This window comes from Lysobacter sp. DMC104 (assembly GCF_056313665.1).
The window spans coordinates 1-22,101 of sequence record NZ_JBQUZW010000001.1 but is presented as its reverse complement, the minus strand read 5'-3'; the positions used below and the strand labels follow the sequence as shown (position 1 = coordinate 22,101).

General features: G+C 65.9%; 10 protein-coding genes. 9 read left to right on the top strand and 1 reads right to left on the bottom strand.

Features of this window, described 5'->3' with window-relative positions; all coding sequences use genetic code 11:
- Position 1 precedes the first annotated feature (1 nt).
- The 9 genes from ACT53R_RS00050 (at position 2) to ACT53R_RS00010 (ending at position 21,399) form a co-directional block, all read left to right on the top strand.
- Positions 2 to 418 carry a flagellar hook assembly protein FlgD gene (locus ACT53R_RS00050; RefSeq protein WP_476169793.1) on the top strand — a complete coding sequence of 139 codons (417 nt, stop codon included), beginning with the start codon at positions 2 to 4 and terminating at the stop codon, positions 416 to 418.
- Positions 419 to 436: 18 nt separating this feature from the next.
- Positions 437 to 1,585 carry a flagellar basal-body rod protein FlgF gene (gene flgF, locus ACT53R_RS00045; protein WP_476169792.1) on the top strand — a complete coding sequence of 383 codons (1,149 nt, stop codon included), beginning with the start codon at positions 437 to 439 and terminating at the stop codon, positions 1,583 to 1,585.
- A complete protein-coding gene (locus ACT53R_RS00040; RefSeq protein WP_476169791.1) occupies positions 1,585 to 2,358 on the top strand; it encodes a hypothetical protein in 774 nt (257 codons plus the stop codon). Before flgF ends, ACT53R_RS00040 begins: the two co-directional genes overlap by 1 nt.
- Entirely contained in the window at positions 2,355 to 2,645 is a 291-nt protein-coding gene (locus ACT53R_RS00035; protein WP_476169790.1) for a FliM/FliN family flagellar motor switch protein, read from the top strand. Before ACT53R_RS00040 ends, ACT53R_RS00035 begins: the two co-directional genes overlap by 4 nt.
- Positions 2,642 to 3,052, top strand: a complete 411-nt coding sequence (locus ACT53R_RS00030) for a hypothetical protein (RefSeq protein ID WP_476169789.1) — start codon at positions 2,642 to 2,644, stop codon at positions 3,050 to 3,052. The genes ACT53R_RS00035 and ACT53R_RS00030 overlap by 4 nt, the downstream gene beginning before the upstream one ends.
- Entirely contained in the window at positions 3,039 to 3,812 is a 774-nt protein-coding gene (fliP, locus tag ACT53R_RS00025) for a flagellar type III secretion system pore protein FliP (RefSeq protein WP_476169788.1), read from the top strand. Before ACT53R_RS00030 ends, fliP begins: the two co-directional genes overlap by 14 nt.
- Positions 3,813 to 3,815: 3 nt before the next feature.
- On the top strand, positions 3,816 to 4,496 hold the full coding sequence (locus ACT53R_RS00020; protein WP_476169787.1) for a sigma-70 family RNA polymerase sigma factor: 681 nt from the start codon (positions 3,816 to 3,818) through the stop codon (positions 4,494 to 4,496).
- A 174-nt stretch (positions 4,497 to 4,670) separates the two neighbouring features.
- Complete coding sequence (locus ACT53R_RS00015; RefSeq protein ID WP_476169786.1) at positions 4,671 to 20,984, top strand: putative Ig domain-containing protein; 16,314 nt, start codon at positions 4,671 to 4,673, stop codon at positions 20,982 to 20,984.
- A complete protein-coding gene (locus ACT53R_RS00010; RefSeq protein ID WP_476169785.1) occupies positions 20,962 to 21,399 on the top strand; it encodes a hypothetical protein in 438 nt (145 codons plus the stop codon). The genes ACT53R_RS00015 and ACT53R_RS00010 overlap by 23 nt, the downstream gene beginning before the upstream one ends.
- Positions 21,400 to 21,966: 567 nt before the next feature.
- On the opposite strand, the gene ACT53R_RS00005 is transcribed toward ACT53R_RS00010, so the two are convergent.
- The coding region (locus ACT53R_RS00005; protein WP_476170297.1) for an integrase core domain-containing protein at positions 21,967 to 22,101 on the bottom strand (135 nt) is incomplete at its 5' end.

Genomic DNA, 22,101 nt, shown 5'->3' with positions numbered 1-22,101 from the left:
GATGCCCGTTGACGCCATCGGCAACGTCTTCAACGCCCAGAGCACCGGGACGTCCAGCAACAGCAACATCAGCCAGGAGGAATTCATCCGCCTGTTCCTGACCCAGCTCCAGTTCCAGGACCCGCTGGAGCCGGTCGACAACCGCGAGTTCCTCGCCCAGCTCGCCCAGTTCACCTCGCTCGAACAGTCCCGCCAGACCAGCCAGAACACCACGGATCTCCTGTCGATGACCGCGACTATCCAGGCAGTGTCGCTGCTCAATCGCCAGGTCGATGTCGCCGGGCTCGCGGTGCCGTTCAGCGGCACGGTGACCGCGGTGCAATTCAACACGAACGGCGCGCAGCTCACGGTCCTCGGTACGACCGGACAACTGCAGACCGGCGTGCGCCTGTCCCAGGTTTCCCTCGTCAAACCCTGATCCCAAGAGGACAACGCCATGTTCCAAGCGCTCTACAACAGCCTGTCCGGCCTCTTCAGCTTCTCCAGGAGCCTGAACACGGTCAGCAACAACGTGTCCAACATGAACACGCCGGGTTTCCGCGGCAGCGATGCCTTCTTCTCGAACGTCAGCGGCGGGCGCGGCGTGCGGATCGGCAGCGAGGGCCTGCGGACCCAGTCCGGCGACATCCGCCAGACCGGCAACGACACCGACGTCGCCGTCGATGGCGAGGGCTACTTCATCCTCACCGATCCCGACGGCAACGTGCATTACACCCGAGCGGGCCAGTTCCGCTTCAACAACGAAGGATTGCTTGTCGACTCCGCCAACGGGTATCGCGTGATGGCGTTCGATGCCACCGGCAGCCTGGTGCCGATCGACTACGACAACTACCGCTCGATCCCCGGAGTGGCGACCACCGGCGTGCATCTCGCCGGCAACATCGCCGGCACCTCGACCACCACGGCGGTGAACGCCATCAATGTGTACGACGCCTCCGGTGGCGTGCATGCACTGACCGTCACCTTCACCAACAGCAGTTCCGGCATCTTCCAGGTGAAGATCACCAACGAATCCAACGTCCAGATCGCCAGTGGCGAGGTGCGGTTCGACGCGAGCGGTCTGCTCGTGGCGGGTTACGACAAGATCACCGCGAGCTTGCCCATCGCCGGTGGTACCCAGGCGATCGTGTTCAATTTCGGCACGCCCGGCGCGCTCGACGGCATGAGGTCGCTGGCTTCCACGCCCAGCAACCTGACATCGCGGGTCGATGATGGCCATGGCGTGCTCGGCCTGACGTCGCTCTCGTTCGACGAGAAGGGCATCCTGCAACTGGTCTATTCGGCTTCCGAACGTCGCAGCGGCCCGCAGCTGGCCCTGGCACGCTTCCCCAACGAAAGCGCGTTGCACCTCGATGGCGGTCGCCTGATTTCCGGCGCGACGGTCAGCGAGCGCACCCTGGGGCGTCCGACCAGCGACGGCTTCGGCCGTATCGCCGGCGGCAGTCTGGAAATGTCGAACGTCGATCTGACCCAGGAATTCGCCGACATGATCGTCATCCAGCGTGGCTACCAGGCCAGCTCTCGGGTGATGAGCGTCAGCAACGAAATGCTGGACCAGCTCTACAACAGCACCCGGGGCGGCTGATGGAGGTCATGCCCTTGCGCTGGCAGGGCGCAGCGCGGACCGAGATCCTGCGTCGTGTCGTCGCCGAACGCACTGCCGGCTGGCTGGCGCAGTGGGCGGTGCCCACGACCTGTGCGACCGTGGTCGTCGAAACACTCGGTGTACATCGGCCCGACGCGGTCGATGCCGGCAACGTCTGGTACGTCGCCGTCGACGGCGATGCGCGGCTCTCGCTGCGCATCGGCGGGCGCACGTTTGAACGCCTGGGCGCGCTGCTCGCAGGTACGACCGAGGACGATGCCAGCGGTCTGTCCGCCGGCATCGGTCGTCGTGCGCTGGAGGCGTTTGCGCGCGCTTGCCTGTCCGTCGCCACCGGAGGCTGGACCCGTCTCGACGGATTGCCGCCGCCCGCGGATATCGGCGCCCGCCACGGTGCCGCGGGATTCCTGGTGACGATCGGTGCGCAGATGCTCGAACTGCGTTTCAACGCGGCCCTGTGCAAGCAGTTTGCGCCGTCGGTCGACCTCGATGTCGCGCCGCTGACCGCGCGCCGCGACGCGATCACGACAGTCGACGCCACGTTCGATGCAGTGCTGGATCTTGGCCGCGTTCCGCTCGCGGAGTCGCTCGCGTTCGCGCCGGGCGACGTCATCCGTACCGCGATCCCGCTGAGTGCAGGCCTGCGCCTGGTCGCCGATCGCGGACAGGCGGTGCTCGCCGGTGCGTTGGTCGCGGACGGCGCACATCGCGCCCTCAAAGTCACCCAACTTCGCCCGACCGGAGACACGCCATGATGAAGACGACGCTTGCAAAGGACCCCACGCAGGACTCCGCCACCGCGGCCGCCCCGGCCCGCGACATCGGCCTGATCGGCCATGTCCAGGTCTCGATGACTGCGCAGGTGGGCACGGTCACGCTCTCGGTCGAACGCCTGTTCTCGCTGGCGGCGGGCGACATCGTCCGGATGAACGAGTCGCTCGAAGCGCCGCTCACGCTGATGATCGATGGCCGGCCGGTTGCGCGAGGCGAACTGCTCGCGGTCGACGACCATTTCGGCATCCGCATCCTCGAGGTCGCATGAGTCAGACCGCGGGACCATCGTCGATCGATGCGAAGCCGCAGGCGGCACCGGTGATTCACGGCGCGCGCGACGTGCCGATTCCCTACCGCAGCGAAGGCGGGGCGACAGGTTCGCCCGCACTCGGTGCGCTGGTCGTCACCGTGCTGCTGCTCGCGCTCCTGGTCGCCGTGCTGCGCTTCGCCCGGGCGAAGGGATGGCTGGATCGCTGGATCGTGGCACCGCCTGCCGCCGGCGACGGACGTGCGCCGCTGCGCCTGGAACGATCGCTGCGGGTCGGGCCGCGGACCACGATCCATCGCATCCGCGATGGCGAGCGCAGCTTCCTGCTCGTGGAGTCGCTCGCGCCTTCCACCCGCCTTCATCCGCTGGACGATGTCTCGCCCGGGAGTGTCGATGACCACGCTTGATCCAGTGCCGAATCCCGTGCCTGCCACCCGCTGCCGCTGGCGCGCGTGCGTCGCCGCGGCGCTGCTGCTGTCGGCAGGCACGGCCATGGCCGCGGATGCCGCGGGTCTCGTGGGCGAGGCGCTGCACCAGGATTATTCGCCGATCCTGCGCAATTTCATCGCACTGTCGCTGCTGTCGCTGCTTCCGGTGATGCTCATCGGCATGACGGCGTTCACCCGCATCGTCATCGTGCTGTCGCTGCTGCGGCACGCGCTGGGGTTGCCGCAGACGCCGCCGAACAGCGTGATCGTCGCGCTCTCGGTCTGCCTGACCTATTTCACCATGGCGCCCGTATTCGACGAAGCCAACAAGGTCGCGCTCGAACCCTACCTGGCCGGCCGGATCGATACCCAGCAGGCGCTTGATCGCGGCAGCGTGCCGCTTCGTGCCTTCATGATCCGGCAGACCCGGGAGTCCGACCTTCGGGCGGTGCTGGAGATGGCGCATGCACCGCCTCCGACCAGAGTGGACGACATCGCGATCCGCCACCTTGCGCCGGCCTTCCTGTTGAGCGAGCTGAAGACCGCCTTCCAGATCGGCTTCGTGATCTTCCTGCCGTTCCTCATGATCGACCTGGTCGTCGGCGCGGTGCTGATGTCGCTGGGCATGATCATGGTGCCGCCGGCCACGATCAGCCTGCCGCTGAAGCTGCTGCTGTTCATCCTGATCGACGGCTGGGTGCTGGTGTCGCGCGCGTTGCTCAACAGTTACTGGAACTGACGCATGGCGCTGGCCGCGGACATTCCCTGCGACGAAGCCGAACTCTGGCGTCGCTATCGCGAGCACGCCGATCTGGTCGCCCGCGACCGCATCGTGACCCTGCATTTGCCGTGGGCCACTGCGGTGGGCAAGAGCGTCTATCGCCGGGTCGGGATCTACGGCCTCGACAGCGATGACTTCGTCCAGAACGCGAAGCTGGGCATGCTGGAGGCGATCGGTCGTTACGAGCCGGGACGGGGGGTCGACTTCCGTGCCTTCGCCCGCCCGCGCGTGCGTGGCGCGGTGTTCAACGGCGTGCGCGCGATGCTGCGTGAGCGCGGGTTGCCCGGCGAGGATCGGCGCCACGCGGAACGCCTGCGGGACCTCCACGACGAGGATGGCGATCCGTTCGACAGCGTGGTCCAGGCCGTCGTCGGCCTCGGCCTGGGCTTCCTGCTGGAACACGCGGCGGACGAGGGCGGCGATGGCTATGCTTTCGTTCGCCGGGACCAGACCGGCACGCGGCTGCAGGCGGCGGTCCAGCGCCTGCCCGAACGACTGCGCACGTTGGTCGTCGCGCACTATTTCGACCATGTCCCGTTCCGCGACATCGCCGAAGACATGGCGGTCACCAAGGGGCGGGTATCCCAGCTCCACCGCGAAGCGTTGACCCGACTCCGACAGGCCCTGCGCGACGAGCGTTGACGGCGCATTCCGCGGCTTTCCGGCCGCGATCCGATCCTCTCTGCATTCGTCCGGCGGACGCCTGTCGTCCCGGGCGTGCGACTGCCCCTAAACAAATTCCGGCGCCGGCGGATCAGTACTGCATCGATCCGGGGCGGACTTCGCCCCTTCCTTTTGCCATCAAGGGTCAGAGCAATGGTCGCTGTCTACACCGGTACGGGACTCGGGCTGTTCAACACTTCCATCACCGCGCTGGGCGGCGCCTCGGGCGGTACGGCCGGACTCGGCCAGCTGCGCGGCGGCCAGTACGTCAACGCGGCGACCGGCAACCTCGTGCTGCAGAACCTCGATGAGAGCCTGCTGGTCCGCGGCCTCAGCGCGAGTTTCCAGCGCACCTACAACAGCCGCGGCACGGTGACCGGCGCGGGCCAGGACGGCTGGGTGACGGGATTCGAGCGCAACGTGGCGCTGACCACCGGAACGCTGAACCAGGCCGGCAGCAAGATGACGCTGTACACCGGCGATGGGCAGGCACAGGTCTTTTCCTACGTGTCGACCACGGGTGTGTACCAGTCGACCGATGGTGACGGCGCGCACGACACTCTGCTCTGGAACGCCGGTACCTGGACCTACACCGAAGGCAGCACGCGGCGAGAGGAGCAGTACGCGGACCATGCCGATGCGACGCTCAAGGGGCGTCTGACCCGGATCCGCGACCTGCGTTCGGACGGCACCAGCCCTGCGGAATTCGACATCATCTACGACGCGTACAACCGCATCAGCGAGGTGCGTTCGGTCGATGGGACTGGGACGACGGCGGATGCGATCGTCTTCGGCTACAACGGCACGACCACGCAATTGGCCTCGGTCTCGACGCGCGAGGGCGGCCAACTGCTGTCGCAGGTGTTCTACCAGTACGACAGCTATGGCCGACTGGCCTCGGTGCTCACCGACCTGACGCCGGACCAGTCTGCGGACAACACGTGGAACGCCACCGCGTCGGCCAACGACGGCAAGCTGTTCAAGACGACCTACGCCTACGTCACCGCGGAGCCCACCGACCTGAGGATCGCGAGCGTATCGACCAGCGACGGGGTGACGGTGGCCTACACCTACGAGTCGGACGGTGCCAGCGGCTACCGCATCAGCACGGTGACGCAGGGCAATGCCGGGGACGGGGCGTCGCAGACGATGACCTTCACCTACGGCACGGGCTCGACGGACGTGGTCGACGGTGCCGGGCGCACGTGGACGTACCAGTACGATGCGAACAAGCGGTTGACCGCCGTGCTGGAGCCGACGCTCAACGGCCAGCGCCAGATCACCACCTACACCTACGACACCTCGGACAACCTGGTCCGGGTAAGCGTGGCCGGCGACAGCCAGAACACGACGACCACGACCCAGATCGACACGGTCTACACCTACGACGCCAACGGCAACCGGACGCTGCAGCGCGACAGGCTGGGCAATACCGTCACCTGGGCCTACAACAGCGCCAACCAGGTCGTGACCGAGATCCGCTACACGGTGGCGGATGCCGACGGACTCGATCCGAACCACACCGGCGGCACGAACCAGCCCGACGGCGCGTTGACCACGACCTACGTGTACGACACGCAGAATCGCCTGCGTTTCGTCGTGAACGCCGCGGGTGAAGTGCGCGAACTCGCCTATGCGACCAGTGGCAACGGGATCGGTCAGGCGGCGAGCGAACGTCGCTACACGGGTGCGACCTACAGCGGCATCTTCGACGAGTCGTCGCTGAACGCGTGGGCGACCAATGCCACCGCGATGCGCCGGGCGAACAGCGAGTTGACGACCTACGATTACGACGCCAAGGGCCGACTGTCGCAGACCGTGCGCTACGCGAGCGTCGGCAACGACGTCAACGGTAACGGTGTGTTCGATGCCGCCACCTCGTTGACGACCTTCGTCTACGACGGGCAGGGCCTGCTGCGGCAGCAGATCACCGTGCACGGCACGACGCGCGCGCTCGGCGGCACGCCCCCGGAGACCAGCGAGGTGGTCAACTACGTCTACGACGGCATGGGTCGGCTGACAGACGTGATCCGTCGGAGCTACGCGACGTCCGCGGCACCGGACCGGAACAACCCGGCGAATGCGACGGCGTATGCCAACTGGGTGGCGGCAAACGATGCGGCGACGGTGCTGACGACGTATGTCTACGTCGATTCCTCGAACCAGATCCGGGTCACGTCCGACACCGGCATGGTGCGGACGGAAGCACGCAACGCCGCCGGCCAGATGGTCTCGTTCAGCGAAGCCAACGCAGCGACCGGCGCGACGGTGACGCGCACCACGCAGTATTTCTACGACAACACCGGCCGCCTTCGCGCGAGCCAGGATGCCTCCGGCGCGCGGACGTACCTCTTTTATGACGAAGATGGTCGACTGGTGGCGACCGTGGACGGAACCGGCGCGGTGACGCAGACGGTGTACGACAGCGTCGGCCGTGTCGTGCAGACGATCGGTTATGCGACGCGCGTGGACACGACGACGTGGTTGTCGGGCGGTGCCGTGGTCAAGAACGCGCTGGTGTATGCGGCGACGTCGCCGGCGCTGATCGCCGGGCAGGCCTGGGTGCCGACCGACGCGGCCCACGACCGTACAGCCCAGAAGACCTACGACAATGCCGGTCGACTGGCGACGGAAACCGTGGTCGGCGCGGACAACAGCCAGACGCAGAAGACCACCTACACCTACGACGCAGCCGATCGCCTGCTCCAGGTCAACGTGACCGATGGTGCAGGCACCGCCGGTACCGCTCGCACCACGCGCTTCCTCTACGACAGCGTCGGCCGGGTGGGCGCGACGATCGACGCGAAGGGTTACGTCACCGAGACGCTCTACGATCTGGTGGGCCGGGTGGTGAAGACGGTGCGGTACGTGACCGTGCTGGCGAATCCGAACGTGACCGACCTCGCGACGTTGAAGACCACGCTGGCGACGATCGCGACGACCGGCGATCTCGCCACCCGTCATCTCTACGATGGTCAGGGTCGCGAAGTCGGCACGGTCGATGCCGAAGGCTACTTCACCGAGTCGATCTACGACGAGGCGTCGAACCAGCGCGCGGTGAAGGCCTACGCGAAGAAGCTGACGGGCCTGGCGGGCACCGAGAGCCTGTCGACGCTACGGACGTTGGCGACCACGGGTGCGCCGACCGAGGCATACCGCCTGACCCAGCGCACGTTCAACGCATTGGGCCAGTTGCAGACCGAACTGAATGCGGAAGGCACGGTGACCCGGTACTCGTACGACGAAGCCGGTCGGCTGGTGCGGACGGAAAGCGGGTACGGAACGACCGAGGTGCGCGAGAACAATCTGCGCTACGACGTGTTCGGCAACGTGATCGGCGAAATCTCGAGCGAGAACGCGATCAAGGCGAGGCAGGCGCTCACTCCCGGCAAGACGCTCGACGATCCGACCCTGTCGTCGGCCACGCTGGATGCGGTCTACGCACAGTACGGCGTGCGCCACGACTACGACCTGCTGGGGCGCCGCATCGAGAGCATCGACGCCCAGGGCAACAAGACCTGGACGTTCTACGACAACGCCGGACGCCCGACCTTCGTCGTCCGGGGCGTGAAGGACGGTGCCGGTCTGCAGAACGGCGCCGGCGAAGTGACGGAAACACGCTACGGCGCGTTCGGTGAAGTGACCGACGTGATCGCCTACACCGGGCGCATCACGATCGCGACGCCCGGCAGCCGCGCCAGCGTGCAGACCGCGATCGCGACCCTGGCAGCGATCGGCAGTACCGACAGCCGCCTGCAACTGCGCTACGACCAGCGTGGCCTGCTGACCGAGCGGATCGATGCGGAAGGCTACCGGACGACCTATGGCTACAACGCGTTCGGCGAAGAAGCTCAGGTGCAGGACTGGACGCTCGCGAACGCGCTGCTGCGGACGCAGAGCCGCAGCTACGACGTGCGCGGCCAGCTTACCGGTACGACCGACACCGCGGGCACGCTGACGCGCAGCCAGAGCTGGACCTACGATGCGTTCGGGCGCATGGCGACAGCCACCGACGCGCGCGGGACGGTGACGCAGTACGCATACGACCGTCGCGGCCGCCAGGTGCAGGTGACGCAGGTGCTGGGCGTCAGCCGTTCCGAAACCGTGTCGAGCACCTACGATGCGTTCGACCGGGTGCTGACCACGACCGATGCGCGCGGTGCGACCACAAGCTGGGTCTATAGCGACACCGATCGCAGCATCGTCATGACCACGCCCGAAGGGTTGGTGGTGACGACCAAATTCAATCGCTTCGGCCAGACGATCGAAGTGCGGCAGCCGCTGCCGGGTGGCGGTACCGCGGTGTCGAGCACGGCATACGATCTCGACGGCCATGTGATCACGCAGACCGACGCGTTGGGCAAGGTGCTGACCAACGAGTACGACGTCCGCGGCCTGCTGGCGGCGACGGTCGATGCGACCGGACGACGGGTGGAATACGCGTACGACGCGGTCGGCCGCATGCTGACGCGCACCGAGGATCCGGGCGCGGGCAAGCTCAATCTCGTCACGACCACGGTCTACGACGCACAGGGCCGGCAGGTCCGGGTCACGGACGCGAGCGGTCGTGCCACCACGATGGCCTACGACCGCAACGGGCAGCTGACAGAGGTCGTGCGCGATCCCTCCGGGCTGGCGCTGAAGACCACCTACACCTGGGATCGCGACGGTCGCCAGCTGAGCGTGACCGAAGGCGCGAACACCGCCAACGCGACGACCACCAGCTACGCCTATGACGGCTACGGCCGTCGGACCGGCGAGACGGTGGCCCCGGGCACGCTTGCGCTGACCACGACCTATGTCTACGACGCCAACGACAACGTCGTGTCGAAGACCGATGCCAGCGGCCGGGTCACGCGCTATGCCTACGACGCCGCGGACCGGCTGCGGTTCGTGCTCGACGGGACGGGCGACGTCGCCGAGACGGCCTACGACCTCAATGGCCGGGTGACGATGACCCGACGCTACGCGAAGGCGTTGAACACGACCACGCTGGGCGCGACGCCGTCGGAGGCGGACATCGCCACGGCGATCCAGTCGCAGTCCCTGGCCAACGATGCCCTCGACGAAACGGAGTACCGGGTCTACGACACCAACGGCCGCGAACGCTTCCGCATCGATGGCGCGGGCGACGTGGTCGAACAGGTCTACGACGCCGGCGGGCGGATCACGCGGCAGACGCGCTACGTCAACCGCATCGCGCTGGCCCCCTCCCTGCGCACCACGCTGACGGCAGGGGCGACGCCGGCTTCGATCACGGTGACCGCCGCCGCGTCGGACGAGAACGTCCGTTACGTCCACGACGCGGCGGGCCAACTGCGCTACACAATCGAGGGAACGGGCAGCTACAGCGCGGTGTGGTATGACGCGGCCGGTCGTGTCTCCGTCAAGCGGTCGATGATCAAGCCCCTGAATCCTGCGTCGATCACCGACGGCATGACGGTGGCGCAGATCGACGCGATGAACCAGTGGGGCGCGACCGACGATCTTGACATGTTCGTCTACGACGGCGCAGGCCGCTTGCGGTATACGCTGCAGACAGTCGGCGACCCCACGGCCGCCACGTTCACGGCCGCGATCACGGAGACCCGCTACGACGGCGCGGACCGCGTGCTGCTGACGCGCACCTTCGCGGAGCTGATGACGCTGGACGCGGCGCTGATTGCCAAGCTGGGCAGCGGCACGGCGGCGGAGGCGGACTTCGCGACGTTCACGGCGGCCAATGCCGCGACAGCGCAGAGCGAGCGCAGGATCTACGACGCGGCAGGCCGGCAGGTCTTCGTGATCGACGGGACCGGCGGCGTGAGCGCAACCTGGTACGACCAGGCCGGCCGCGTGAGCGTGACCCGCGCGCTCGTGGCGAAGCTGTCGACGGCCGGATTGAGCGACGCCACCACGTCGGCGCAGGTCAGCACGCAACTGGTGTGGGGGGCGACCGATGACCTGCGGATGTACGTCTACGATGCCGCGGGTCGCCAGCGTTTCGTGCTGCGGGGCATCGGCGATATCACGGTGTTCCCGTTCACCGCGAGCGTGGCGGAAACCACCTACGACGGTGCGAACCGGGTGCTGAACACCCGGGCATTCGTCGATCTGATGAGCCTGGATGCCACGCTGATCGGAAAACTCGGCGCGGGGACCGCCGTCGAGAGCGATTTCGCGGCGTTTGCATCGTCGCATGCCGGCAACGTGCAGAGCACGCGGCGGGTGTACGACGCCGCGGGCCGACTGACCTACGCGATCGATGGCACGGGTGCGTATACCCGGACCTGGTACGACGGTGCGGGCCGCGTGAGCGTGACCCGGACCATGGTCGTCAAGTTGTCGACGACAGGCCTGAGCGATGCCACGACGGTCGACCAGCTCAACACGCTGGTCACGTGGAGCGCGACCGACGACCTGCGGATGTATGTCTACGATGCCGCGGGTCGCCAGCGCTTCGTGCTGCGGGGCATCGGCGACATTACGGTGTTCCCGTTCACGGCGAGCGTGGCGGAGACGAGCTACGACGGTGCGAACCGGGTGCTGAACACTCGGGCGTTCACTGACCTGATGAGCCTGGATACCACGCTGATCGGAAAACTCGGCGCGGGGACCGCCGTCGAGAGCGATTTCGTGTCGTTCGCGACGTCGCATGCCGCCAACGCGCAGAGCGAGCGCCGCGTCTACGACGCCGCCGGTCGCGTCGTCTACACGATCGATGCCGCAGGTGCGTATGCCCGTACGTGGTACGACGGGATGGGACGTGCAGTGGCCGTTCGTCGGTTCGACGCCGCCTTCGCGCCGGCGAACGTGAGCGATGCGACGACCACAGGCCAGCTCGACGGGCTGCTGGACTGGAACGCGGCGGCACGGATGGAGTACCGGGTCTACGACGCAGCCGACCAGTTGCGCGTCGTCTACGACACGACCGGCATGATCACGCGGATGGACTACGATGGCGCGGGACGTCTGGTGATGACGCACCGTTACGCCTCCGTGTTCAGCACCTCGGACGGCACGCTGGGTGGCCGTCTGTTCGCCGGCACCGCGACGCTCGCCGATTTCGCCACCTTCACCGCGGCCAACGAGGCGACGGCGCGGGCGACGGCGCAGGTCCACGACGCCGCCGGCCAGTTGCGTTTCTCGCTGGATCGCGATGGCAGCCAGTGGTTCGTCGGCGAGCGTCAGTACGACGGCCTCGGCCGCACCACGGCGGAACTGCGCTACGGTTTCGGCATCGCCTACACGCAAGGCCAGGTCGAGGCGAACGTGGTCGCTGCGATCCAGGCGCAGTTGAGCACCGATCCCCAGATCCAGGCGACCCAGTACCGGGCGACGCGCTATCTCTACGATGGCGCGAACCAGGTGCGTTATGTCGCCGACGCCACCGGTGCTGTGAGCGAGTCGCGCTACGACGGTGTCGGTCGCGTGGTGGAATCGCGCAGCTACGCCAATCGCCCTGCCGGCGTCACGTTCACGACCGCGGGGCTGGATGCCTGGACGCAGACGCAGGCCTCCGCGGACATCCGCAAACTGGTGAATGCCTACGATGCCGGCGGCCGGCTGCTGTCGCGCACCGATGCCTTGAACCACACCGAGAGCTTCGTCTACGACGGTGCGGGTCGCATGACCAGTCGGACCGATCGTGCCGGTGCCGTGTGGACGTACCAGTACGATGGCGCCGGACGCCGCGTCGCGGAGATCAGTCCGCAGGTGCAGGTGAATACGGTCGATGGTTATGGTGCACTGACCACGACCACGCGTGCCGTCGTCACCCGTTACGCCTACGACGCGCTGGGCCAGTTGGTCACGAAGACCGAGAACGCCGATACCGGCGACACCCGCGTCACCCAGTACACCTACGACACGCGCGGTCATCTGACCCGGACGACGCTGCCGGATCCCGGCGCGGTCGATCCCACGACCGGCGCGATCGTCTATGCCGGCAATCCGCCGACGCTGGACACCACCTATGATTTCCTGGGGCGTGCCGTCGTCGTCAAGGATGCGACGGGCCAGTACACCTACCGCGTCTACGACGGGCTCGATCGCGTGGTGGCGGAGGTCGATCCGCTGCTCAACGTCAGCACCTACGCCTACAACGCCTATGGCGAACAGACGTCGACCGTGCGTTTCGCCGCCGTTCTGAACACGGCCGCTTCCGCTTTCACCTCGGCTGGCTGGAGTGCCGGCAAGGCGATGACCGCCGCGGAGATCACGGCCGGCACCAATGCCGGCGATGCCGCCAATCGCACGATCACCACTGAATACGACGGCCTCGGCCGCAAATCGAAGGTGCTGCTGTCGTCGGTGAGCTACTACAAGGCCGCTGGCACGCTCGCCACCGGCCAGCCGACCACGACCTTCGCGTACAACGCCTACGGCGAGACGGTCCGCGAATCGGTTCTGCTGGAAGGCACCGCCGGCCAGGCGGACGCGGTGTGGGCGGATACCTGGCGCTTCTACGACGCAGCCGGGCGCAATACGCTGACCGTCGACGCGGAAGGCTACGTGACCCGCACCGACTACAACGCGACCGGCGATGCGACCAAGGTCGTCGAATATGCCCGTGCCGTGTCCACGTCGGGCGTGAACGCGACCACGCCGCCGACCCTGCCCACGGCGGGGGATGCGACCACCGGCTACGATCGCGAAACCCGCTGGACGTACGACGTGCTGGGCCGCAAGGCCAGCGAGACGGTGGTGCGCATGCTTCGGACCACGTCTGGCGGCGTGCAGTCCGCCGATGCCGTGACCGTCTACGGCTACGACAACGAGGACCGGGCGACGACGGTCACCGATGCCAGCGGCACCGTGACCACGACCTACGACGCGCTGGGGCACGTGGTCGCGGTCCAGGAACAGGCCCGGAACGTGCTGGCGTCCAACGCCGGTACGCTGTTGCAGCAAAGCAACACCAACACGCTGGCATCGGCGGGTCTGTACGTGCAGCGGTCGCCGTACACGACGATGGCCTACGACGCCTTCGGCAATGTCGTCGGTGTGCGTCGCTACGCCAACGGCCGCGACGGCAGCAACGCCGCGGTGGCCGACGACACCCGAGACCAGATCAGCGTCACCCGTTACCTGAAATCCGGCCAGGCGGCGATGAGCCGCGATCCGCTGGGCAATCTCACCTACTCGACGTACGACGCCGCGGGTCGATTGGTGCATGCCTGGTCGCGGCTGGAGGGATCGGAGGACGTGCGCGATGCGATGGTGCATCGCTGGTACACCTACGATGCCGCGGGCCGGCAGACCGGCAGCCGCATCCTGCGCACCAGCCTCGATGGCGCGACCCTGCTGGGCGCGGACCAGTCCGAGGCGGTGACTTACAACGCCTTCGGCGAGATCGCGACCAAGACTTACGGCGAGGCCGGGGCGCTGCTGTCCGGCACCCTGCAATACGGCTACGACGCCGCCGGTCGCATGGTGTCGGACAACGCGACCGGCGCCACCCGGCAGTTCGGCTACAACCTGGCCGGCATGCAGGTGCGCGAGTCGCACATGACGTGGATCGACACCGCGACGGGCGCCCTGGACACGGTGACGTGGACGAAGACCGATCGGTTGGGGCGTGCGGTCTCTGTGCAGTTGCCGTCGTACACCACCAGCGCGAGCGACACCGCGCTGGTGCGGCAGGCGTTCGATCGCTGGGGCAACGTGGTGCAGGTCATCGATGCCCGCGGCTACCAGACGGACTACCAGTTCGACGACCGCAACCAGATGGTGCAGGAGACGCGGCCGCTGGTGTGGGTGGTGAACGAGGCGGGCGTCGGCAGTTGGCAGCGTCCGGTGAATGCGTGGTACTACGACGCGTTGGGCCGGCTGTCCGGCACGCGCGATGCGAACGGCAATCTGACGACGTATGCCTACGACGCCGGCGGCCGGGTGGTGGCGCAGACCGATGCACTGGGCAACGTGACGCGGCACGCCTACGACGCGCTGGGCAACGAAGCGCTGGCGCAGGACGCGATGGGCTACATCACGTCGAAGAGCTTCGATCAGGCCGGCCGCGTGACCGCGATCGGCGATTATCTGGCGTCGGGCTCGGGCCGCCAGTCCGCCGTGCTGCAGGCCTACGTGCTGAACCAGAACGGCGATCGCCTGCGGGTGACCAACGCACTGGGCCAGACCCAGCGCTACGACTACGACGCCCAGCAGCGGCTGCTGCGCAGCGAGACGGCGATGGGCGTGGTCGCTGGCTACGCCTACGACGTGCAGGGCCACAAGATCCGCGAGACCAACGGCCTGACCGGACAGACCTCGATGGCGGCGCCCTCGGGTACCTGGACCGATCGCGACGGGGACGTGGTGCAGACCAACAGCCTGCGCTGGGTCTACGACGCGTTCGGTCGGGTGACCGACCACAACGATCTGGGCGGCCGCGACAGCAACTACGTCTACGATGCGGCGTCGGGCATGCTGAAGCAGGAGACCTCAGCCGGCGGCGCCTACGGCTACACGGCGGGCGACAAGACGATCAGCTACACCCGCAACGGGCGGGTGCGGAAGGTCGAGGAGGTCGGTGGCGGCACGTACCTGTACGAGTATGACGCCGCGGGCAACCGGGTGAAGGAGGACGTGACCGCCATCGACGGCGACAACAAGACCTTCCACCTGCTCACCCGCACCACCTACGACAGCAACAACCGCGTGCAGCGCGTGGTGCAGGACGACGTGCCCACCGGCAAGCGGATCTTCGACCTGATCTACGACTACGACGCCAACGGTAATCGCCGTCGCGTGGTCAGCCAGTCCGGCTTCGGCGACAACGTCAGCGGGATCACCGTGACCGACAGCGCGCCGGTGGTCACGGCGGCGCCGCAGGATCGCGGCGCGAAGAAGGGCCAGACCTCGACGTTCCGTCTGCTGTTCAGCGACGTGTTCCGCGATGCCGAGGGTGATGCGCTGACGCTGGCGATCAGCAAGGGCGATGGCAGCGCACTGCCGTCGTGGCTGACCGCCACGCGCGATGCGCAGACCGGCGAGATCGTGTTCGTGGCGAGCCCGGCCGCGGGCGCGGCGGACGAGGACGTGGTGGTCAAACTCACCGCATACGAGACGTCCGACAGCGCCAAGACGGTCAGCACCACGTTCACGGTGAAGGTGCGCAGCAACAATGCGCCCGAGACGTTGGGTCCGGGTGCGATGACGTATTACCCGAAGACGGGTCAGGCCTACGGCCGCGACTTGCTGGCGGGCGACTTCTTCCGCGACATCGACGTGAACGACGCGCTGACGCTGAGCGTGATCGGCACGCTGCCGCCGGGGATGACGGCGACGGCCAGCGGCGGGCTGGTGCATCTGGCCGGTACGCCGACCACGGCGGGCACGTACAGCATCACGCTGCGCGCCACCGACCAGGCGGGCGCGACGGCGGACAAGACGATCACGTTCGTCTGCGCGGCGAACGCCGTGCCGACGGCGACGGCGCAGGCCGCGACCGACGCCACGGTCAACGGCACCTACCTGTGGCAGAAGACGCTGCCGGAGGTGTTCACCGATCCCAACGGCGACACGTTGCAGGTGACCGCGAGCGGCCTGCCGAACTGGCTGAGCTTCCAGTTCCAGACCAGTGCGTCGCCGCCGAAGCTCGTGTTGAACGGCGTGGTGCCGCCGACCGAACAGGACAACACGACGTACAACGTGGTGCTGACCGCGACCGACCCGGACGGTGCGACGGTGAGCACGACGGTGCAGGTGCGGGTGACGACGAACGTCGCGCCGGAAGCACCGCCGGTGAGCAATCGCAATGCGCGGCAGGGCGCCGCGTTCACGGAGGTGCTGCCGGCGTTCTTCGACGCCAACGGCGACACGCTGACGATCAGCCTGACCGGCTTGCCGCCGGGGCTGAGCTTCAACACGGCGACGCGCACGATCAGCGGCACGCCGACGACCGGCGGCAACTGGACGGTGACCTACAGCGCCTACGACGGCCGGGTGACCACGAGCACGAGCTTCACGATCGCGGTGGAAGCGAACGTGGCGCCGGTGGCGCCGACGATCGCGGCGAAGTCGGGGGTGCGGAACACGCCGGTGTACATCGAGCTGCCGGCGTTCACCGATGCGAACAACGACACGTTGGCGTACAGCGTCAGCGGCCTGCCGACGGGGATGAGCTTCAACGCGTCGACGCACACGATCACGGGCCGTCCGACGGCGACGGGTAGCTGGACGGTGACGTACACGGCGAACGACGGCCGCGGCGGGGTGACCAGCACGACGTTCGGTTACACGATCGCCGAGCCGGTGGGCAACCAGGCGCCGGTGGTGACGAACCCGCTGCCGGACATGCTGTACGACCCGAGCACGGGCTTCAGCTTCCAGCTGGCGGCGGATGCGTTCACGGACCCGGAAGGGGCGACGCTGACGTACACGGCGAAGAAGAGCGACGGCAGCAACCTGCCGTCGTGGCTGACGTTCAACGCCTCGACGCGGACGTTCTCGGGCACGACGCCGGTGATGACGGACGCGAGCTGGACGATCCGGGTGACGACGACGGACCCGTCGGGCGCGAGCGTGTACGACGATTTCGTGTTCTCGACCAGCAGCGGCGGCGGTTCGCAGGCGATGGTGTACGAGATGGGCCTGAGCCAGGAGACGCTGACGCAGAGCTACACGCAGACCTCGGGCGTGGCGTCGGTGCAGGTGCAGGACCGGTGGTTCACGTACGACGCGCTGAACCGGATCAAGATTAGCGGCGGCACGCTGGTGGCGGGCGCGCCGGGCCAGAACGCGACGATCCAGCTGCAGCCGTCGACGACGTCGAACGAGGCGTTCGAGGTGGGCTACGACGCGGCGGGCCGTCAGACGGTGATCTACCGGCAGATGACGGTGGGCAACCAGGGCATCAAGACGTTCGCGACGCAGACGATCTTCGATGCGCGCGGCAATCGGATCTACCTGTACAACCTGCAGGAGGTGGGCGGCGCGAACACGGGGGTGCAGACGGCGTACACGTACGACGCAGCGAACCAGATGACGGAGTCGCGCAGCTACTTCAGCGTGGGCGCGGAGAGCTGGAAGGCGGGCCCGCTGGATGGCGAGGGCTATCCGCTGTACACGGTGAACATCGGCGGGATGCTGTCGGGTCGTGAGACGTTCCAGTACGACGCGGACGGGCGGATGGTGCGCCAGGACACGCTGGGTCGACCGACCGGCGACACGTGGTGGCAGAACGCGACATGGGCGGAGGGCGCACCGTCGGCGCAGTACAGCGACACGAGCGTGCTGCAGTTGCAGGCGCGTGTGGACTACACCCAGGGCGACGGCACGTCGGCGTGGGAGGACACGGACCTGAGCAACAACACGTCGAAGTACGACGCGGCGGGCCGGCTGACGGGCTACCGGTACTCGGCGAAACAGGACGGGAACTGGTTCACGCACACGTTCGCCAGCAGCTTCGAGGGCTGGGAGGGCTGGAGCGAGAAGCAGGTCTCCGGGACGAGCACCAACACCACGTTCAAGCCGACGACGAACACGCTGAGCTACGACCGCTACGGTCGGCTGACGAAGCAGCAGGAGCACACCGAGTACCAGGACAACGCGATCGACGACCGGGTGCGGGTGTACGCGAGCACGGGCGAAGGCCAGGTGCTGAACCGTCGCGAGGGCACGTGGAAGAACAGCCAGTTCGCGGAGGGCGATGCGGACAGCTACGGCAGCAAGCCGCTGTACCGGTACGTGTACGCGAACGGTCAGTCGATGGCGGAGCTGAAGGACGGCGGCCAGGTGCGGGCGGGGATGACGCTCGGCATCCAGTCGGTGGCGGGGATGGAGGCGTACGAGGCCGGTGGTGGCACGGTGGTGCCGCTGGCGGGCGAGACGCTGCGGACGCTGGCGCAGCGGGTGTACGGCAGCAGCAGCCAGTGGTACGTGCTGGCGGACGCGAACGGGCTGAGCGACCCGGAAGCGACGCTGACGGCGGGCGTGCAGCTGAAGGCCCCGAGCACGAACGTGGGCAAGAACGACGCCAACACGTTCAAGCCGTACAACCCGAACGAGGCGATCGGGAGCACCACGCCGAGTCTGCCGTATATCCAGCCGCCGGATGCGGGCTGCGGCAAGGTCGCGATGATCCTGATGGTCGTGGTCGCCATCGTGGTGACCGTGTACACGGCGGGAGCCGCTGCCAGTGCGATGGGCGTGACCGGAACGACGGCCACAGGCGCAGCGGCGTCGACGGCTGCAATCGGCGGCAGCGCCGTGGCAGGTACGGCTGTCGGCAGTGTCGCGACCCTTGGCGTGACGGCCGGATCGTTCGCTGCCAGCGCGGGCCTCTCGGCAACATTGGCGATCTCCGCAGGCGTCGGTGCTTTTGCCGGCAGCGTGGCCTCCCAGGCCATTGGCAGCATGATGGGTGTGGCGAGCTTCAGCTGGCGAGGTGCGGTCGCATCGGGCATTACGGCCGGATTGACCTCGTTTGCTGCCGGCACTGGCATTGCCACTGGCCTTGCGTCGATCATGGGTGGGTCATCCGCCGCGAAGGTGGCAGCATCTGCCATCGTCGGGAATCTGGCGGGCTACGCGGGCGGCAAGATCGCCGGCGTCCCGGATACTCACTTCAGCTGGAAGGCGGTCGCGGCGAGTGCAGTGTCGACGGCTATCGCAGGAAAGGGATCTTCCCTCGCGACTTCGTGGCTGAAGAATGACAGCGTGCAGCAGTTTGCGGGCGGGATGCTCGGTGCCGCCCTTAGTCATGAAGTGAGGAAAGCCTTCGGATTCCACGAAGACTTCAACATCGGCACGGCGATCATCGATGGGATCAGTGCGATGGTGACCGGGGGCATGATGTCTGGCGATGCCGAGGGAACAGGGGGCAAGTTCGACAAGGCGAGTGGTGGCCTGCTGCATGAGGCTGGAAAGACTGGCGGGAACATCCGTATCGATGATGCTGGAAACGCCGGCTCCATGTACATCAGCTCGAAATATCCTGCCGGAGTCATGTTCTTCCAGCAGCCCGAAGATTCAATGGGCTATGTGATGCACAACAGATCAATGGCGCAGCATGGCATCAGCTGGTACGACGACAAGCTCAACAAGGAATATGCCCGGCAGCTTGAGTTGGCGTCGCAACGTCAGGAACTGGAGCCTGCTCCGAACATCATCAGAACCCTTTCTGGGGGCACGAAGAATGTCGTGCCAGCGACTTCAAGCCCGCGCCCGCATCGTGCAGCGGCAGCCAGTACGCCGCCCGCGCGTGCGGAGATCGAGCGGGTTTCCATTCCGGATGTCGATCCGGTCGAGCTGACGCCGCCGACCCTTGCTGTCTCCGGCGCCATCCGCGAAACCATCGAAGCTCCGTCGCTGCTGACACGCTTTCTCCAATGGGCGGACTCGAAGCAGGATTCGCCGTTGATGCAGGCGTTCTCGCCGGGGATGGCGATCTACAACGTAGCCAGGCCGATCGTGAATTTCAGCAACAATGTGCGTTGGTCGGTCTACACATCTACCCCGCTGGGGCAGACCGGGTTCGGCCAGCGTCTGATGGGCGATGGTCCGTTGCAGTTGCCGCAGTGGAGCTGGGAAGGCATCGTCAGGAACGGCGCTCCCGGCGTCCTCCCGTGGATGGATCACGGCTATCAGGTCTCCAGCAATCCGCTGAAAATGGCCGGCGGGTACTACATGGGCGTGGCCAATACCGTCAGCGGCACGCTGAGTGGACTGAACAGCATCTCGTTGCCAGGACGGCTGACCTACGCCGTGACGGGGCAGCAGATGCAATTGCCGATGTTCGACATCAAGGGGGACTATGAAGCCGGTGGGGCGATGTGGGGCGTGGCGCAGGTGGCCCTATCCTTCGTGGCGCCGGAGTCCCAAGCTGGGGCGGTGACAGGCAATGCAGTGCGCGCCGAGGCCGGCGCTGCTAGGATAGCTGCCGAGACTGAGGCGGTAGCAAGCGGCAGCGGGCGCATTCTGAACTATAGGATTGCGAGTGCTGAGGATGCTTACGGTGCAAAAGCGGGAGAAGTCGCAAACAGAGTAAATTTCGAAGCTCGAAGCCCTCTCGCTAGCTTGCGTCCTGGGGCCAGGTCGCCTGATGGGATGTTAAATGTCAATGGCAGAGATATTGCCATAGGACTCGATGGCCACACACTGCAGTCGACTAAAATTGCAGGGGCGATTAAGGCTGGTGATATCAAGGTTAGCGTTCTCGGCGATGAGCTGTTTGAACGATACATTCTGTCAAAGAGCGATCCTATAGACACAGTCGGAATGGCTATTGGCAACAAAATTTATTTGCGTAGAAGTTCAAGTAACATCCTCTCGGATGCAGTTCACGAGGGCACTCATGGGCTGGACTATTTGAATGGATTTGGTCTCGAATCACCCAAGAGCCGTTGGCAGTGGGAAAAGCGGGCGTTCTTCTATGAGAATCAATTCCAGAAAGCCGCGGGAATGACTCCTGATTTTGCGACGCCTCGTGACATGCTCTTTCATATCTGGATGAATTACAAAAATGACCTCTTCTTCCCGTACTGATTTCAATGGTGCTTCGTTGGTTGAAGCTATGTTCGGGTATGTGAAATCCGGCCTAGCGTCACCAGAATTATTCGATGCTCAGAGTCTTGTGGGCAGTCATAATTTGAGGCTTGTTTGCATATGTTTGTTGTCGTGGTTGAAATCTAGGGCTCGTGTTCCAAAGATGATCGAAATGAAGTTAAGAGAGGCAGGATCGGCCGCTGATTCTCTAGTCACGCTTATCGATAAAGGCGGCTTTTTCTCCTCTATATTTGCGAGGGAAGGAGATGTGGTGCGACTTGATTCTAGCCTCTGCCAACTTGAGGTTGATGAAATTATTGCAACTGCCGATATGCTTTATCAGCCTCCTCGGTTTATTACAACAAAACGCGACATCTTTGGTGTTCATGTCCAGCAAGGTCAAGACGAAGGCTGATTGCAAGATAGTTTGCCTCTTTCTTTTTTTTTGCCGGGCGAGTTCAACTCCGATTTGCAACGGTCTTGGTTTCCCTCGTGAAGATGGCGAGGGGCGTACGGAAGGCTGGCGTCTTGCCTGGCCGGGTGTTGAGCCGATCCTCGATCCAGCGCAGTCGCTCGTCGGTGACCGTGGTGTGATCTCCACTGTCCATGAATCCTGACAGTCACCCCTTAGGGGTGATTTCAGTCCAGTTCAATCGCCCGATATTCCGTTTTTCGGCGGTGGAGGTGAGGCGTCATGTAGCATCGCGGCTCGGTTTTGGCGAAATTTCCGCCAAAGCCAGTCGCCGATACGAGTGGAAGCGTGGTGTGACGTCCGCGTCCGCCAATCACCGATCCCGTGCCCGCAGTGGGCCGGGATCGGCGTTCAGATGCCGTCTTTTCTGCCTTTCACGTGTTTCGCATGGCCCCGGCGACATTCCGGGTGGCGAAATTTTCGCCATTTCGTGCTGATTTCAAGCGCATGAGCGAGCGATTTCGCGGACAGTTGCCGTCCGGTTGACCTGCGTACGGATCTTGTAGCCACTCAGGCGGTGAGTCCTGTGGGGATGGTATCGGGTTCGGACCAGTTCCGGCGTACGCTTGCCGGAGGCTTGTAGCCATGGGCGCTGTGCGGCCTGCGCTCGTTGTAGAACTGCCGCCAGCGCTCGATCAGCACCTT